Origin of the sequence: Polaribacter uvawellassae (genome assembly GCF_039748955.1) — a bacterium.
GTDB classification, from domain to species: Bacteria; Bacteroidota; Bacteroidia; order Flavobacteriales; family Flavobacteriaceae; genus Polaribacter; species Polaribacter uvawellassae.
Genome location: NZ_JBDIZN010000003.1, coordinates 481,606 through 497,616, shown reverse-complemented (window position 1 = coordinate 497,616; position 16,011 = coordinate 481,606). Strand labels below are relative to the sequence as shown.

15 protein-coding genes and 1 pseudogene are annotated in these 16,011 nt (G+C 29.9%); 10 read left to right on the top strand and 6 right to left on the bottom strand.

The genetic code is table 11. From position 1 onward, the window contains the following. Nucleotides 1-238 precede the first annotated feature (238 nt). The gene (locus ABDX67_RS09465; protein WP_347174769.1) at nt 239-955 is read right to left on the bottom strand and encodes a YebC/PmpR family DNA-binding transcriptional regulator; all 717 of its coding nucleotides are present in this window, start codon (nt 953-955) and stop codon (nt 239-241) included. A gap of 41 nt (nt 956-996) precedes the next feature. Then, the gene (locus ABDX67_RS09460) at nt 997-2,625 is read right to left on the bottom strand and encodes an acyl-CoA carboxylase subunit beta (protein WP_347174768.1); all 1,629 of its coding nucleotides are present in this window, start codon (nt 2,623-2,625) and stop codon (nt 997-999) included. A gap of 149 nt (nt 2,626-2,774) precedes the next feature. Here ABDX67_RS09460 and ABDX67_RS09455 point away from each other — a divergent pair, with 149 nt between their 5' ends. From ABDX67_RS09455 to ettA, 10 genes are all read left to right on the top strand, one after another. After that, a complete protein-coding gene (locus ABDX67_RS09455) occupies nt 2,775-3,128 on the top strand; it encodes a DoxX family protein (RefSeq protein ID WP_347174767.1) in 354 nt (117 codons plus the stop codon). Continuing rightward, the gene (locus ABDX67_RS09450; RefSeq protein WP_347174766.1) at nt 3,128-3,520 is read left to right on the top strand and encodes an OsmC family protein; all 393 of its coding nucleotides are present in this window, start codon (nt 3,128-3,130) and stop codon (nt 3,518-3,520) included. Before ABDX67_RS09455 ends, ABDX67_RS09450 begins: the two co-directional genes overlap by 1 nt. A gap of 58 nt (nt 3,521-3,578) precedes the next feature. Next, the gene (locus tag ABDX67_RS09445; RefSeq protein ID WP_347174765.1) at nt 3,579-4,109 is read left to right on the top strand and encodes an NADPH-dependent FMN reductase; all 531 of its coding nucleotides are present in this window, start codon (nt 3,579-3,581) and stop codon (nt 4,107-4,109) included. Nucleotides 4,110-4,120: 11 nt separating this feature from the next. Beyond that, a complete protein-coding gene (locus ABDX67_RS09440) occupies nt 4,121-4,549 on the top strand; it encodes a (4Fe-4S)-binding protein (RefSeq protein ID WP_347174764.1) in 429 nt (142 codons plus the stop codon). A 27-nt stretch (nt 4,550-4,576) separates the two neighbouring features. Further along, nucleotides 4,577-4,825, top strand: a complete 249-nt coding sequence (locus tag ABDX67_RS09435; protein ID WP_347174763.1) for a glutaredoxin family protein — start codon at nt 4,577-4,579, stop codon at nt 4,823-4,825. Between the two features lie 70 nt (nt 4,826-4,895). Then, nucleotides 4,896-5,333 (top strand): MarR family winged helix-turn-helix transcriptional regulator, encoded by a 438-nt coding sequence (locus ABDX67_RS09430; protein WP_347174762.1) that lies wholly within the window; start codon nt 4,896-4,898, stop codon nt 5,331-5,333. A 7-nt stretch (nt 5,334-5,340) separates the two neighbouring features. Then, on the top strand, nt 5,341-6,210 hold the full coding sequence (locus tag ABDX67_RS09425) for a pirin family protein (RefSeq protein ID WP_347174761.1): 870 nt from the start codon (nt 5,341-5,343) through the stop codon (nt 6,208-6,210). Nucleotides 6,211-6,338: 128 nt separating this feature from the next. Then, nucleotides 6,339-8,366, top strand: coding sequence for an oxidoreductase (locus ABDX67_RS09420; protein WP_347174760.1), 2,028 nt, complete (start codon nt 6,339-6,341; stop codon nt 8,364-8,366). A gap of 77 nt (nt 8,367-8,443) precedes the next feature. Next, nucleotides 8,444-8,626 (top strand): CAL67264 family membrane protein, encoded by a 183-nt coding sequence (locus ABDX67_RS09415; protein ID WP_347174759.1) that lies wholly within the window; start codon nt 8,444-8,446, stop codon nt 8,624-8,626. 35 nt (nt 8,627-8,661) lie between these two features. Further along, nucleotides 8,662-10,353, top strand: a complete 1,692-nt coding sequence (ettA, locus tag ABDX67_RS09410; protein WP_347174758.1) for an energy-dependent translational throttle protein EttA — start codon at nt 8,662-8,664, stop codon at nt 10,351-10,353. Between the two features lie 48 nt (nt 10,354-10,401). Here ettA and ABDX67_RS09405 read toward each other — a convergent pair whose 3' ends face one another. The 4 genes and pseudogenes from ABDX67_RS09405 to ABDX67_RS13490 all read right to left on the bottom strand — a co-directional run. Further along, a complete protein-coding gene (locus tag ABDX67_RS09405; protein ID WP_347174757.1) occupies nt 10,402-11,163 on the bottom strand; it encodes a hypothetical protein in 762 nt (253 codons plus the stop codon). 131 nt (nt 11,164-11,294) lie between these two features. Further along, nucleotides 11,295-14,930 (bottom strand): carboxypeptidase-like regulatory domain-containing protein, encoded by a 3,636-nt coding sequence (locus tag ABDX67_RS09400; protein WP_347174756.1) that lies wholly within the window; start codon nt 14,928-14,930, stop codon nt 11,295-11,297. Nucleotides 14,931-15,009: 79 nt separating this feature from the next. After that, the gene (locus ABDX67_RS13495; protein ID WP_488168665.1) at nt 15,010-15,327 is read right to left on the bottom strand and encodes a DUF6695 family protein; all 318 of its coding nucleotides are present in this window, start codon (nt 15,325-15,327) and stop codon (nt 15,010-15,012) included. Nucleotides 15,328-15,483: 156 nt separating this feature from the next. Beyond that, nucleotides 15,484-15,969 (bottom strand): annotated as a pseudogene (locus tag ABDX67_RS13490) (DUF6695 family protein); the annotation flags it as partial. Between the last annotated feature and the right edge of the window lie 42 nt (nt 15,970-16,011).

The window sequence follows — 16,011 nt, the reverse complement described above, 5'->3', positions numbered from 1 at the left end:
TGTATAAATGTAGTAGTTTTTTACCAATAAAATGTATGCTGTAGTACATTAGTTGTATGTAGGTATTATTGCTTGTTAAAAATATAATTTACATTTGAATTATACATTTAGATGAGTTAAAGGGAAGATTGTGCTGAAGTCGGGGGATAAATCAAATAATCAACAACTAATTTATTAAATGTAAAAAAGCCGCATCTATATTGATGTGGCTTTTTAATTTTTATTATTTTTTTACAGTTTACATTTCCATTGAATGATATACGTTTTGTACATCATCATCTTCTTCTAAGCGTTCTAACAATTTTTCTACATCAGCTTGTTCTTCTTCAGTTAGTTTTTTAGTTGTAGTAGGAATTCTTTCAAAACCAGAAGATAATATTTCTATTTTATTCTCTTCAAAGTAAGACTGAATAGATCCAAATTGTTCAAACGGAGCATAAATGATAACTCCTTCTTCATCATCAAAAATTTCTTCGACTTCAAAATCAATTAGTTCAAGTTCTAATTCTTCCATATCAACAGAAATATCTTCTTTTTTTACAGTAAAATTACAAGTATGATCAAACATAAAAATTACCGATCCTGAAGTCCCGAAGTTTCCATCACATTTATTAAAGATTGCTCTAACATTAGCAACAGTTCTGTTGTTGTTATCTGTTGCGGTTTCTACAACAATAGCAATTCCGTGAGGAGCATATCCTTCAAATAAAACTTCTTTAAAATCAGCAGTATCTTTATTAGTTGCTTTTTTTATAGCACGTTCTACATTTTCCTTTGGCATATTTGCTGCCTTGGCATTTTGTATAACTGCTCTTAAACGGGAATTTGTATCTGGATTTGGTCCGCCTTCTTTAACCGCCATTACAATATCTTTACCAATTCTGGTAAAAGTTTTTGCCATTGCAGACCAACGTTTCATTTTTCTTGCTTTCCTAAATTCGAATGCTCTTCCCATTTCTAAATTCTGATTTTTATTTTTACGAATACAAATTAAAACTAAACTTGTATAACTCCCAAATTAAATTGCTTTTCTATTGGAGCATGATTTGCTGCTTCAATTCCCATAGAAATCCAGGTTCTAGTATCTAACGGATTGATAACTGCATCTGTCCAAATTCTTGCAGCTGCATAATATGGAGATATTTGTTTGTCGTATCTGTCTTTTATTTTATTAAAAAGTTCAGTTTCTTTTTCTGGAGTAATTTCTTCACCTTTCTTTTTTAAAGATGCGGTTTCAATTTGCAGCAACACTTTTGCAGCAGAATTTCCGCTCATAACTGCTAATGCTGCACTTGGCCAAGCAACAATTAATCTAGGATCATATGCTTTTCCACACATAGCATAATTTCCTGCTCCGTAAGAATTACCAATAATAATTGTGAATTTTGGAACTACAGAATTACTAACTGCATTTACCATTTTTGCTCCATCTTTTATAATTCCGCCGTGTTCAGATTTGCTTCCAACCATAAATCCAGTTACATCTTGTAAAAATACTAACGGAATTTTTTTCTGATTACAGTTTGCAATAAAACGTGTTGCTTTATCCGCAGAATCGTTATAAATAACGCCACCAAATTGCATTTCGCCTTTTTTAGTTTTTACTAATTTTCGTTGATTAGCAACAATTCCAACTGCCCAACCATCAATTCTTGCATAACCAGTTAAAATGGTTTTTCCGTAGCCTTCTTTGTATTGATCAAACTCAGAATTATCAACTAAACGTTTGATAATTTCTAACATATCGTATTGTGCGTTTCTTTCTTTTGGTAGGATTCCGAAAATGTCGTCTTCTTTTTCTTTCGGAGGAAAAGATTCCGTTTTGCTAAATCCAGCTTTGTCAAAATCGCCAATTTTATCAATAATATTCTTGATTTTATCTAATGCATCTTTATCGTTTAACGCTTTGTAATCGGTAACTCCAGAAATTTCGCAATGTGTTGTTGCTCCGCCTAAAGTTTCATTATCAATAGATTCTCCGATAGCTGCTTTTACCAAATAACTTCCTGCTAAGAAAATACTTCCAGTTTTATCAACAATTAAAGCTTCATCGCTCATAATTGGTAAATAGGCTCCACCAGCAACACAACTTCCCATAATTGCAGAAATTTGTGTAATTCCCATGCTGCTCATTACTGCGTTATTTCTAAAAATACGCCCAAAATGTTCTTTGTCTGGAAAAATTTCGTCTTGCATTGGTAAATAAACTCCAGCAGAATCAACCAAATAAATAATTGGTAATTTGTTTTCTATAGATATTTCTTGCGCTCTTAAATTCTTTTTCCCTGTGATAGGAAACCATGCTCCAGCTTTTACAGTTGCGTCATTTGCTACAACAATACATTGTTTTCCTTTGATATATCCAATCTTTACAACAACTCCGCCAGAAGGACAACCACCGTGTTCTGCATACATATCTTCGCCAGCAAATGCGCCAATTTCTATGCTTTTTGATTTGCTGTCTAGCAAGTAATCTATTCTTTCTCTTGCAGTTAGTTTCACTTTTGCTTTGTGTTTTTCTATTCTGCTTTTTCCACCGCCAAGTTTTACTTTTACCAATCTGTTTTTTAAATCAGAAGCTAAAAGTTTATTATAATCTTCGTTTTTATTGAAGTTGATGTCCATTTATTCTTGAAATTTAGACTGTAAAAATAAGAAAATTTTTATCCGTTTTTAGTGATAGATTTGATTAGATATTTTCCATTAAATTATATTCCTTGGAAACTAATTTAATTTGTTGTATTTTTGTGGCTGTCTAAATTTACATTTCAATTATGAAAACATCAAAAATTGTTTATTACGTTTCTACTGGTTTGTTAACTATGTTATTGCTTTTTTCAGCAGGTATGAACCTTTTTAATTTTGAAGAAGTTGCAGTAATGTATACTAGTTTTGGATATCCAACATACATCATTTATCCATATGGAATTTTAAAATTATTAGGGTTGATTTCAATTTGGTTTATAGATAATAAAGTCATAAAAGAATGGACTTATTCTGGTTTTTTCTTTGCATTTATATTAGCTTTTTTTGCACATTTTATGATTGGTGATGGAGAGCAAATTAGTGCAATCATTGCAATGATACTACTTCTTACTTCTTATATAACTTATAAAAAAATAAAATAATGTCAAACGCAAACTCGAATGTTGTTTTAACAAACAGAAATTACTTAGCAGAAGCAAAAATGAGAAATCATTTTGCAGTTATAGATGAACCAGTTTCTCTTGGTGGAGACGACAATGCGCCAACACCTGTTGAATATTTATTAACTGCAATTGGCGGTTGCGTTGCAATTACATTAAGAATGTATTCAGAAAGAAAAGGTTGGGAACTTGGTGAGATTACTGTAAATGTTACTCAAAATGAAGATGAAAATGGTAAATATGTATCTGAAGAAATATCTTTTGAAAAGGAAATTACGGACGACCAAAGAACAAAATTACTCGAAATCGCTGGTAAATGTCCAGTTGCAAGAATGGTAAAAGGAGAAACAAGAGTAGAGAATAAGATTAAATAAGTTGGCAGTTTTTAATTTGATTACTGTTTAAATTCACATAAAATTATAATTTTAAAGAATGAAGAAAATATTAGCATTTGCGGGTAGCACAAGCTCAACATCTATCAATAAAAAACTAGTAACATATGCAGCTGAAAATTTAAAAAACACTACATACGATTTAATTGATTTACGAGATTTTGAATTGCCAATATTTAGTGAAGACAAACAAAAAGAAGACGGTTTTCCAAAAGATGTGATTCGCTTTACAAACTTATTAGATAATTATGACGGATTTGTACTTTCTTTAGCAGAACACAATGGTTCTTATGCTGCTGCTTTTAAAAATATTTTTGATTGGAGTTCTAGAATTAAAAACAATGTATTTAGAGAGAAACCTTTACTATTAATGGCAGCTTCACCTGGTGGAAGAGGAGGTAAATCTGTTTTAGAAGCTGCAGTTTCTAGGTTTCCTAGAAATGGAGCAGGCGAAATTGTAACTTTTTCTTTACCAAATTTTTCGGATAATTTTAAAAACGGAGAACTTGTAAAAGAGGATTTTAAAAAGCAACTTTTTGATGCTATTCAGGAATTTGAAAAATTAATTTAAAAACGATCATTATGGCAAACCAAAAAGAAATTATAAAAGAATATAGTAATAATGATATTACAGTTGTTTGGAAACCAGATATGTGTATTCATTCAAAAAAATGTTGGGAAGGTTTAATTCAGGTTTTTAATCCTAAGAATAGACCTTGGATAAACATGGAAGGAGCTACTACAGAGAGAATTAAAAATCAAGTAAATGCTTGTCCGTCTAAAGCATTGAGTTTAAAAATGGAAAACGAAATCAAAACCAATGCAGCTGAAATCATTAATGCACAATGTGTAGAAAATGGTCCTTTAATGATTAAAGGAAATATTGAAATTATACATTCTGATGGGACTAAAGAAACAAGAGATAAAGTTACAGCTTTCTGTAGATGTGGTGCATCAGAAAACAAACCTTTTTGCGATGGAATGCATAGAAAAATTGATTTTAAAGCGTAATTGATTACATTAAATTTAAAAAAAAAGATGAAAATAGTTTTATACGGTAAACAAGGTCATTCTTACACAGTTGCGTTTAAGAATTTTTTAAACGCAACAGATGTTCCTTATGTTTATAAAGATATTTCAAAAGATAAATTAGCCAATAATCATACAAAAGAACTGTATAACGGAACTATAAAATTTCCTACATTATTTGTGGATGATAAAATTTATTTAACACCAACAACTGAAGAGTTTAATAAGATTATGCAAGACTTAAAATTGAGAGCGTAAGTTTTAGAAACAAGAAACAGAAAAATAAGAGTAAGATTGATTATCAATCAAAATTTTTAACTTTTTGAACATGGGAGATATTTCAAAAGACATCAATTCGAAATTTAAGAGCAATAAAGTAAAAGCCCTTATCAACATTAAATATACTGCAAATTGGCTAAGTAGTAAAGAAACAGAATTCTTTAAACCTTACGGAATTTCACCTCAGCAGTATAATATTTTAAGAATTTTAAGAGGTGCAGCAAAACCAATAAAAGTTCAGTTGATAAAAGAACGAATGATTGAGCGCGCCCCAAATGCAACTCGATTAATGGATAAATTATGCGATAAAAAACTCATTGAAAGAGAGCGTTGCGAGGATGATAGGAGAGTTGTTTATATCAATATTTCTGATATTGGATTAAAACTATTATCAAAAATTGATGAACAAAATAACAGATCATTTTTAGACAATCTAACAGAAGAAGAAGCAAAAACACTAAGTGATTTGCTAGATAAAATTAGATAAAAAAATAATGAAAACATATAAAAGTATTAAACATTTAGGAGAAAGTCCGTTAGTAAATATGGGACCAATCCGTTTACGACAACCAATACCAACTGCTGAAGTAGAAAATGTAAATCCGTTTATTTTATTACATCATTACGGACCGTATGCAATCAGTGAATTTAACAATCCGTTTGATTTAGGGCCACATCCACATAGAGGATTCGAGCCAATTACATTATTATTTCAAGGTGAACAATTGCACAGAGATTCTTTAGGAAATGAAAGTTTAGTAAAAGCTGGTGATGTTCAATGGACAACTGCTGGAAGAGGAATTATTCATGCTGAAGGACCAACAAAAGAGTTTGTAAAAAAAGGCGGAACAATAGAAGGGATTCAGTTGTGGTTAAATTTACCTGCAAAATATAAAATGATTCCTGCAAATTATCAGCATGTAAAAAGTGATGAAATGCCAAGTATTCAGGACGCATCAAAAAACATCAACTTAAAAATTGTAGCTGGAGAGCAAAACGGAAAATTTGGAAGGATTAAAACTCAAACCTCGGTCAATGTTTTTATGATTGAAGCAACTGGAAAAGGTGAATTGGAAATTAAGATTCCACAAACTCATGAAAGTTTGGTGTATTTGTTAGATGGAGAAGTACAGGTAAATGATGAAACAACATTAACTAAAGGAAGTTTTCAAATGGCTGTTTTTAATGCTGATGGTAATACAATTAAGATTGCAACAACAAAAGAAAGTAAATTAATTGTTATTTCAGGAGAACCAATTCATGAAAAAGTTGCTCAATACGGACCGTATGTTATGAATACACAAACGGAGATTTTAGAAGCAATGAGAGATTATCAGCAAGGAAAAATGGGATATTTATATTAATTTTTAATAGTATTATATTTAAAAAAACTCAAGAATTATTTTCTTGAGTTTTTTTGTTTTCATAAAAATAGTCTAACTTGCTTAATTATTATGCATGCATAGTAAACTAGTTTTAAAAAGAACAATAAATGACAAAATATAAGCACATTTTTCAACCTTTAGATTTAGGATTTACAACCTTAAAAAATAGAATTTTAATGGGTTCTATGCATACCGGTTTAGAAGAAGAGAAAAACGGATTAGAAAGAATTGCAAAATATTATGGTGAACGTGCAAAAGGTGGAGTAGGATTAATTGTGACTGGAGGTATTGCTCCCAATAGACAAGGTTGGACAGCACCATTTTCTGCAAGAATGTCAACCAGAAAACACGCTGAAAGTCATAAATTAATTACAGAAGAAGTTCATAAATACGGCGGAAAGATTTGTATGCAAATTTTACATTCTGGGCGTTATGGATATCATCCGTTTAGTGTAGCTCCATCAAATATTAAATCGCCAATTACTCCTTTTAAACCTTTCCAATTAACTGAATCTGGAATAAAAAGAACTATAAAAGATTTTGTAAATAGTGCAAAATTGTCAAAAATTGCTGGTTATGACGGAGTAGAAATTATGGGTTCAGAAGGCTATTTAATCAATCAATTTATTGCAAAAAGAACCAATAAACGAATGGATAGATGGGGTGGAGTTTATGAAAACAGAATGCGTTTACCAATTGAGTTAGTAAAACAAACTAGAGCAGCGGTTGGCAAGGATTATATCATCATTTTTAGACTTTCTATGTTAGATTTAGTAGAAAATGGAAGTGATTGGGAAGAAATTGTGCAGCTAGCAAAAGAAATTGAAAAAGCAGGAGCAACCATTATTAATACAGGAATTGGTTGGCACGAAGCTAGAATTCCTACGATTGCAACTTCTGTTCCTAGAGCTGCTTTTACTTGGGTTACAAAAAAAATGAAGAAAGAAGTTTCTATCCCTTTAGTAACTACAAATAGAATAAATATGCCAGAAACTGCAGAAGAAGTTTTGGCTAATGGCGATGCAGATATGATTTCTATGGCGCGTCCTTTTTTGGCTGATCCAGAATGGGTAAATAAAGCAGCACAAGAAAAAGATGATGAAATAAATACATGTATTGGTTGTAATCAAGCGTGTTTAGATCATGTATTTCAGCAAAAAGTAGCAAGTTGTTTGGTGAATCCGAGAGCTTGTCATGAAACAGAATTAAATTATAATCAAACAGAAAATAAAAAGAAAATTGCAGTTGTTGGTGCTGGTCCAGCTGGATTAGCTGCTGCTTCTATTGCTGGTCAAAGAGGTCATCAGGTAACTTTGTTTGATGCAGAATCTGATATTGGCGGGCAGTTTAATATTGCGAAACAAATTCCTGGTAAAGAAGAGTTTTATGAAACCATTCGCTATTTTAAAAAACAGTTGGACTTGCATCATGTTACTGTAAAATTAAATACTAGAGTTTCTGCAGATGATTTAATTAAAGAAAATTTTGATGAAATTGTTTTAGCAACAGGAATAAAACCTAGAACGCCAAACATTGTTGGAATCGAGAATAAAAAAGTATTGAATTACTTAGATGTTTTAAAACATAAAAAACCAGTCGGAAAACGTGTTGCTGTTATTGGAGCAGGCGGAATTGGATTTGATGTTTCAGAATATTTAGCACACGAAGGTGAAAGTACTTCTCTAAATATTGATGCTTGGTTAAAAGAATGGGGAATCGATAAAACCTTAACTGCAAGAAGCGGAATTGAAGGTGTTGAGTCAAAAATTGACCCATCACCTAGAGAAATTTATATGCTAAAACGAAGCAAAGGAAAATTTGGTGGAAACTTAGGAAAAACTACTGGTTGGATTCACCGTTCTACATTAAAAAAGAAAAACGTACAATTTATCAATAGAGTAGAATATACAAAAATTGATGATGTTGGTTTGCATTATATACAAAATGAGGAAGTTAAGGTTTTAGAAGTTGATACAATTGTAATTTGTGCTGGTCAACTTCCGTTTAAAGAATTGCTTTCTCCGTTAGAAGAAGCAAATGTAAAAGTTCATGTAATCGGTGGAGCAGATGTTGCAGCAGAATTAGACGCAAAAAGAGCCATTAACCAAGGATGTAGATTGGCAGCAGAAATTTAAAACTCATTCATTTCTAACTATTTTTATCCACAAATAATTACGATATTTGCTTTTAAACTATTAAATACATAACGATTATGGCAATGAATAAAAATACCGTATTGGCTTGGGCTACATTTATTATGATTCTTGTAGGCTTAGGCTTAATTGCTCTTGGAGCTTTTAGATATGACGATGTCGCTGGTTGGGGTTTTGCAGCTGTTGGAGTTGGTTTCTTTGCAGTTGCGTGGGTATTTAATGCTTTAAAAGGAAGAGTGTAAGCTTCTAAATTTTTCATTCAAATTTATTTTCAATTATGTCAGACGATAAGAAAGTCATCTTTTCGATGAATAAGGTTTCTAAAACCTATCAAAGTACAAACAAACAAGTTTTAAAAGATATTTACTTAAGTTTCTTTTATGGAGCTAAAATCGGAATTCTAGGTTTAAACGGTTCTGGTAAATCAACCTTATTAAGAATTATTGCTGGTAAAGAAAAAAACTATCAAGGTGATGTTGTTTTTTCTCCTGGTTATAATGTGGGTTATTTAGAACAAGAACCAGAATTAGACGAAACAAAAACGGTCATAGAAATTGTAAAAGAAGGCGTTGCAGAAACCGTTGCAATTTTAGACGAGTACAATAAAATTAACGACATGTTTGGTTTAGAAGAAGTATATTCTGATCTAGATAAAATGGAAAAGTTAATGAATCAACAAGCAGAGTTGCAAGATAAAATTGATGCATCAAACGCTTGGGAATTAGATACAAAACTTGAAATTGCAATGGATGCTTTGCGTACTCCAGAACCAGATAAATTAATTTCTGTATTGTCTGGAGGAGAAAGACGTAGAGTTGCTTTGTGTAGATTGTTATTGCAAGAACCAGAAATATTACTATTGGATGAGCCAACAAACCACTTGGATGCAGAATCTGTACATTGGTTAGAGCATCATTTAGCACAATATAAAGGAACTGTAATTGCTGTAACACACGATAGATACTTCTTAGACAATATTGCAGGTTGGATTTTAGAATTGGATAGAGGAGAAGGAATTCCTTGGAAAGGTAATTACTCGTCTTGGTTAGATCAAAAATCAAAACGTTTAGCACAAGAAAGTAAAACTGCTTCTAAACGTCAGAAAACTTTAGAAAGAGAATTAGAATGGGTTCGTCAAGGAGCAAAAGGACGTCAAACAAAGCAAAAAGCACGTTTGAAGAACTATGACAAGTTGATGAGTCAAGATCAAAAACAAATGGATGAAAAGTTGGAGATTTATATTCCAAATGGTCCACGTTTAGGTACAAATGTGATAGAAGCAATTGGAGTTTCTAAAGCGTACGGAGATAAATTATTATATGAAAATTTAGAATTTAATTTACCGCAAGCTGGAATAGTTGGAATTATTGGTCCAAATGGAGCAGGGAAAACAACCATTTTTAAAATGATTATGGGTGAAGAAACTCCTGATTCTGGAAGTTTTAAAGTTGGAGAAACAGCTAAGATTGCTTACGTAGATCAAAGTCATTCTAATATCGATTCAGATAAAACTATTTGGGAAAATTTTTCAGATGGACAAGAATTGGTAATGATGGGTGGAAAGCAAGTAAACTCTAGAGCTTATTTAAGCCGATTTAATTTTGCAGGAAGCGAACAAAACAAAAAAGTTTCAATGCTTTCTGGTGGAGAACGAAATAGGTTGCATTTAGCAATGACATTGAAAGAAGAAGGAAATGTTCTTTTATTGGATGAACCAACAAATGATTTGGATGTAAATACACTTAGAGCTTTAGAAGAAGGTTTAGAAAATTTTGCTGGTTGTGCTGTTGTAATTAGTCACGATAGATGGTTTTTAGATAGAGTTTGTACACATATTTTAGCTTTTGAAGGCGATAGTCAAGTATATTTCTTTGAAGGTTCTTTTACAGAATATGAAGAAAATAAGAAGAAGCGTTTAGGAGGAGATTTGATTCCGAAACGACTTAAATACAAAAAACTGATTCGTTAATACATAAAAAAAATCCCGCTTAAAAGCGGGATTTTTATTTGGCAGTGTTTAACTCCTTCTTTTTTCATACACTTTATTAACTTTCCTTTTCGTAGCTTCTTTTTTTACTCGTTTGTTACTTTTATTTGGAGCAACTTTTCTTTTTGTGTTTACTGTTTTTTTTCTAGTTGTTACTGTAGCTTTTTTTCTTTTAATTATTTTATTTTTCTTATCAACTTTAGCATTTGGATTTGCTTTATAATAGTAGTATTTTTTATCTTCTCTATATTTCTTATAGTTGTTGTTAAAACTTCTATTATAGAAAAAGCGATCATTATAACTAAAAATTGGACCAATGTTTATTGAAATATGAAAATCAGAATCGTAATTAGAATATCTGTTTACATTTCCATAAAAATAAGGTTCGCCCCATTTATTATAAGAAACCTTTAAATTACCAATCCGTCTTAATAAACCTCTTTTGTAATACAGTTTAATATTTCCTATTTTGGTAACATTTCCTCGGTAATCATAGCGAATGTAGTTTCTTCCAATTCGTTTTATTCTACCTCTATAGTCTCTATCTACTCGTATCGAATTATTACCGTAAGTTCTACCGTTGTAATTATAGTAGTTTGAGTTTCTGGATAGGCTATTAAATTCAAATTCACCATTTAAAAATACATGAAATTGAATTCCTTTTTCAACAAAAGTTATAGCCTCATCATAGCGATTTGTAATGATAGTTTTTTTAGCTGATGTGTTAAAGTCGTTTGACTGAACAGAAACAAAAGACAATAATCCTAACAATAATAGTAATCCTCTTTTCATAATTTCTAAGTATTTAATTGTGCCTACTCTTTTCGGTTTTCAGCTTCCTCGTTGAAAGATATTTTTCAAAGAACGTGCCAAAAAATAAAAAGTGAAATTTAGAAAGTATAATTTCAATGAAGTTTGTGCACTTATTTTTCTTCTAAAGTTTTGATTAAAACACCAGGATTTCCATATTTTGATAAGCCTTCAATTGCAATTTGAAAAATATTTACATCTTTGGGTTTATCAAAATAAATAGTTGCTTTTCCGTCTTTATCAGTAAATAACATTGGATTCCAATAAAGTGTAGTTTTAAATTCGTTATAAGGTTTTGCTTCTGATTTTGCATCAAATTTTGGATTGTAAAATTCGGTATATTTAGAATGTCCGTTGATAATTGCCTTTGGAGCAAAATCAATTTTAGAATTTTTTAATTTAGTTGTTTTGGTTTTAAAAATTATAACTCCATTTACTCCTCGAGGGCCATAGATTGCAGTACTTATTACACTTTTTAAAACTTCTATTTTTTCAATATTTGAAAAATCCATATTGTAAGGTAATTCTAAAACTTCCATTCCATCAATAATCCATAAAGCTGGTTTTGGATTTCTTCTAATATGAATTCTGTTTTGAATATATTCTAATCCAGGAATATCCGCTAAAACATCAAGTAAATGTTCACCATGACTAATTTTTTCAGTTAAAATTGTATGGTCAGGTACCATATTGTATCCAGACATATTATCCCTGTCGTAATTAGTAATGTCTTTCTTTTCATACTTTTTTGTACTCTTAATTTTTACTTCTTTTAATAATGTTGCGTTTTTATTAATCGAGTCATTTATCAAGTTTAAAGAAGTAAGTTTAGAGTATTTTAAATCATTCTCTGAAGGTAAACTTGTAAACCTTTTAAAGTTGCTAGGTAAGTTTTTTGTTGATTTTGTTGTGTTTAAAACTACATCAATTTCTATTAATTTACCATCACTTTTAACTTCGTTAAAGTTGATTTTAGTTTCTCCAATATTGTTAAAATCTTCAAAAGTAAACTCACCTTTATCATTTGTTGTAGCTGTATAAGTTGCATATTCATTTTCGCTAAGAGCAACCATTTTTATTTTTTTAAAAGACAAAATGTCTCCTGATTTTTTAGCAACTCCAGAAATTTTAATTCCTTGTTCAAAAGGATATTTGTTAAGCTTTACTAATGCATCATTTTTAATTTTTTGCCAATCAATATTTCTCCAACCATGCGTTAACATTACCAATTCTAAACGATATCTTGTTGCTCTATTACTTTCATTAAAGAATAAAGCAGGATTTTCTACAAATCCTTTTAAATCTGATTCAAATAAGATTTGAGTTAAAATGTTTGTACTATTTTCTTTTCTTTTAAACTTATCTGCGTCGGTTACAGAAAGCGAAACTCCAGTAGAAACAGGCCAATTTCTACTGTCTTTTACTTCAATATTTACTTTTATTTTATTGTTTAATATTGGTTTAGAATTATCAATAGTTGCAGTAATATTTAATTCGTTATTATTGTTAACAAACACAGCTCTTTCTGCCAGAGGAATTCCTTCTTCACTAAACAAAGTCAATTTAAAAATACCAGTTGGTAATTTGTTTTTAGGTATTTCAAAATCCACTAATAATTTACCACCAAACTCAAATTTTCCTTGATAATATTTTTCATTATGGATATGCCCAACTACATAAAACTTTTTACCTCTTAAATTTTCTGTGGCTTGTACTTTTACTTTAATGTTTTTTAGATTGATATTACTTACAAGCATTTTATAACCAATACTTTCTGTTTTTGGAAGCTTAAATTTTAAATTATTATTTACAATTGCAGTATACGTTTCTCCAAGTTTTGGATTAAAATTAAATACGCCAGCGCCATTTTCTATTGATTTTATATTGGATATAAAATTATTGTTAGAATCTACAATTTTACCTTTTACTTCTTTTCCTAATCCGTCAATACCAATTGCTTTAAAAGCTACTCTTCCGTTTATGCCAGCAATCATTGATCCGCCTTCTGGGAAAAATTGCAAATCGATATTTGTATTATTTAAAGGAGTTTTTGTAGTGTTTTTAGAAACTATTTTAATTGTTTTTGTAAAGAAAAAAGCATCATCAAAATTTTGCATCCACTTTGTATATGCTCTAATTTGATAATCGCCAGAAACACTATTTTTTGGAATTTTTAAACTTCCTTTTCCACGACCTTCTTCTAATAGAATTGTTTGATTTTGAATAACTTTTCCTTTCGGATTGATTAAATCAATATATAAAACTTTGCTTGCAAAAGAATAATGATGTTTTGTACCTAAAGTAACGTAAGCACTAAACCAAAGATTTTCATTTTCGGTTAATAAATCTTTGTCTGTGTGTAGGTAGACTTTTTCAATCGGTTTGTATGAATTGTAATTAAGAATATTTTTTTCTATTTCTTGTATAAAAATATCATCAGAAATATTAGATTGTGTCAACGAAATTTGGTCTCTTGTATTAAAAAAAATTGATTCAAATGAACTGTTTCTTTCAAAAGAATTGATAATTTCTTCTTCAATTGGTGTTCTTTTTACAATTGCATTTTCTCTCCAAAATTCTTGGTTGTAACCAATTGCATTTAGTTTTTGCCAATCACTTTCGTTATTACCAAATTGTCTCCCAAGTCGCTTTCTAGAATTTGGTAAATAATGCTCAAAAAACGAAAGAGTAGATGTTGATGTTACATGTGTTTTTAAGCTGTCATTTCTGTAATAATCAAACTCTTGATCTACTTTCATATAATCCATTACCAAATCAAAAACACTATCTTTTTTAAACGCCATTTCATAAGTCAAAACATATTTCTTTTTTTCGGCATTTTCGTCTTTAAAATTTACTGCTTTAAAATCATCATTTTCTAAAGTTGCAGTTAATTTTAAAAGCTCATTAGTTTCCATATTTATATAAGCTTCAGCTTTTAAAATGGGTGTTTTTATTTTTGAATACGGATCAAAACTAACAACTGCTATTTTGCCATTTTTTGTATTGATTTTTTGAATGACTTTTACATTGTAAAAATGATCAATATTATCTCTAAACGGGAAAATTAAATCTTCAGAATTTTGCTGAAAAGACTTTAAAATTCGTGATAATAAGGTATAGTTCCTGTTGTTTACTGCTCCGCCTTTTAGTGCATATCTTCCTTCTAAAATATCCCAATCATTGATTCCTTCTGTAGAATATTTAATGTCATAAATAATTTCAGAAAACTCAGAATATTCATCTCCGTTTTTAGAATTTTGTCTGTAATATGCTTTTCCGTATTTTTTATTTTTAGCATATACATCTGCTCTTCGAAACGCTTTTTTAGCTAATTCGTATGCATAAAAATCTTTTTTATTTGATATGATAACTTCTTCTAACTCGTGAACAAATGGAGTTAATTGAATAACAAGGTTCTTATTTGAAGTTATATGTATAGTTTGTTGATTATAATTTAAGTGCGTAAAAATTAGTTTTGCAGGTAAAGAATCCACTTTAATTTCAAATTCTCCTAATTCATTACTTGATGTTCCGGTAAAAGTTCCATCAATAACAACACTACAAAACGGAATGGCTTTTCCTGTTTTGATGTCTATAGTTTTTCCTTGTATTGTATAGTTGTTAATTGAAGTTTGAATTATAGAAAATGAAGTATTTGAATTTTCATAACTATAGGAATAAGTTGTGTAAGAAATTAATAAACAGCTTAATATGATTTTAAAAAATAAATAGTTGTTATTTTTCATAATTACATTCCTTCATAGTTCTAAATTACAAAAAAAATACGATTGGTAAAAATGAACACAAAAATGAAATCCTAATTACTTATTTAAAAATATAAACTTTGTTATTCTGTTTAACAACTATTTCTTTACAATTTGTTGGATGCAAAAATTGATGTTCTTGTTTGTCATCAAAACATGATTTATTTACAGTAAAAATAGCCTCAAAATCTTTATTTCCTTTATAACAATATCTTACAATTTTATAATAATTGTCATTGAGTTTGTTTTCAATCTTAAACCAGGCACCACTACCAATTCCAGACAGCCAAGTAGCGTTATTTAGATTAAATTTTTCTATATCGGGCAATTCTGTGCCAATTAAATTCAGCTCATTTTCAAATTTTTTAAAGAACGTCATTCTGTATTCCTTTAAAATAGATCTGTTTTTATATTCTTTGAGAATTTGATTTTTTATAGTAAAAACTGTTTCCTGAGTTTTTCCTTTTAAGGTGTTTCCAATCGGACTTGGAGTAAGTATATATGAGCTTTTTAATTTTAAAATAATATTCTTTTTACTACAAGAGTTAATAATTGTATCCGTAACAAACCTTGCACAATTACTTCCTTTTTTTACAAAAGCACCATAAGGAAGTTCTTTTTTACTAATTAAATTTTGAATAAAATTTAGAGCTTTATTGTAATTAATTTTATCATTTACACTTGCTACTAATCTACCATTTCCATGAGTTTTTTCGGGATGTTTTTCTATCCATAATAAAATCTCTTTTAAGTTAATTAATTTGTAGTTTTTAAATTTAGCTTGAATTGGAATGTTAATTTCTGGATCTGTCTCAGCTGACCTTACACGCCCTTTTCCATAAGAAGTTATATATCTTCCAAAATCAAAATAATTAATTTTAGAATCATTTTTTTTAATCAGTAATAGAGCAGAATGACCAGCTTGAATTGCATGCTTATTTCCAATACCAATTTTTGGCCAAATTTTACTTGAAGATTCCCAATAAGCAGGCCTAACTATTGTGTCTGGAAAAGATAGTATAATTATGATAGCATCTTCGATAACTCTTGTTTTTTGTAATCA

What these genes read in the sequence shown, in the direction of transcription:
- ABDX67_RS09450 (WP_347174766.1), top strand. Translation starts at nt 3,128, where the DNA reads ATGTCAAACGCAAACTCGAATGTTGTTTTAACAAACAGAAATTACTTA.
- ABDX67_RS09420 (WP_347174760.1), top strand. Translation starts at nt 6,339, where the DNA reads ATGACAAAATATAAGCACATTTTTCAACCTTTAGATTTAGGATTTACA.
- ABDX67_RS09465 (WP_347174769.1), bottom strand. Translation starts at nt 955, where the DNA reads ATGGGAAGAGCATTCGAATTTAGGAAAGCAAGAAAAATGAAACGTTGG.
- ABDX67_RS09400 (WP_347174756.1), bottom strand. Translation starts at nt 14,930, where the DNA reads ATGAAAAATAACAACTATTTATTTTTTAAAATCATATTAAGCTGTTTA.
- ABDX67_RS13495 (WP_488168665.1), bottom strand. Translation starts at nt 15,327, where the DNA reads ATGACGTTCTTTAAAAAATTTGAAAATGAGCTGAATTTAATTGGCACA.
- ABDX67_RS09425 (WP_347174761.1), top strand. Translation starts at nt 5,341, where the DNA reads ATGAAAACATATAAAAGTATTAAACATTTAGGAGAAAGTCCGTTAGTA.
- ABDX67_RS09440 (WP_347174764.1), top strand. Translation starts at nt 4,121, where the DNA reads ATGGCAAACCAAAAAGAAATTATAAAAGAATATAGTAATAATGATATT.
- ABDX67_RS09435 (WP_347174763.1), top strand. Translation starts at nt 4,577, where the DNA reads ATGAAAATAGTTTTATACGGTAAACAAGGTCATTCTTACACAGTTGCG.
- ettA (WP_347174758.1), top strand. Translation starts at nt 8,662, where the DNA reads ATGTCAGACGATAAGAAAGTCATCTTTTCGATGAATAAGGTTTCTAAA.
- ABDX67_RS09455 (WP_347174767.1), top strand. Translation starts at nt 2,775, where the DNA reads ATGAAAACATCAAAAATTGTTTATTACGTTTCTACTGGTTTGTTAACT.
- ABDX67_RS09460 (WP_347174768.1), bottom strand. Translation starts at nt 2,625, where the DNA reads ATGGACATCAACTTCAATAAAAACGAAGATTATAATAAACTTTTAGCT.
- ABDX67_RS09415 (WP_347174759.1), top strand. Translation starts at nt 8,444, where the DNA reads ATGGCAATGAATAAAAATACCGTATTGGCTTGGGCTACATTTATTATG.
- ABDX67_RS09430 (WP_347174762.1), top strand. Translation starts at nt 4,896, where the DNA reads ATGGGAGATATTTCAAAAGACATCAATTCGAAATTTAAGAGCAATAAA.
- ABDX67_RS09405 (WP_347174757.1), bottom strand. Translation starts at nt 11,163, where the DNA reads ATGAAAAGAGGATTACTATTATTGTTAGGATTATTGTCTTTTGTTTCT.
- ABDX67_RS09445 (WP_347174765.1), top strand. Translation starts at nt 3,579, where the DNA reads ATGAAGAAAATATTAGCATTTGCGGGTAGCACAAGCTCAACATCTATC.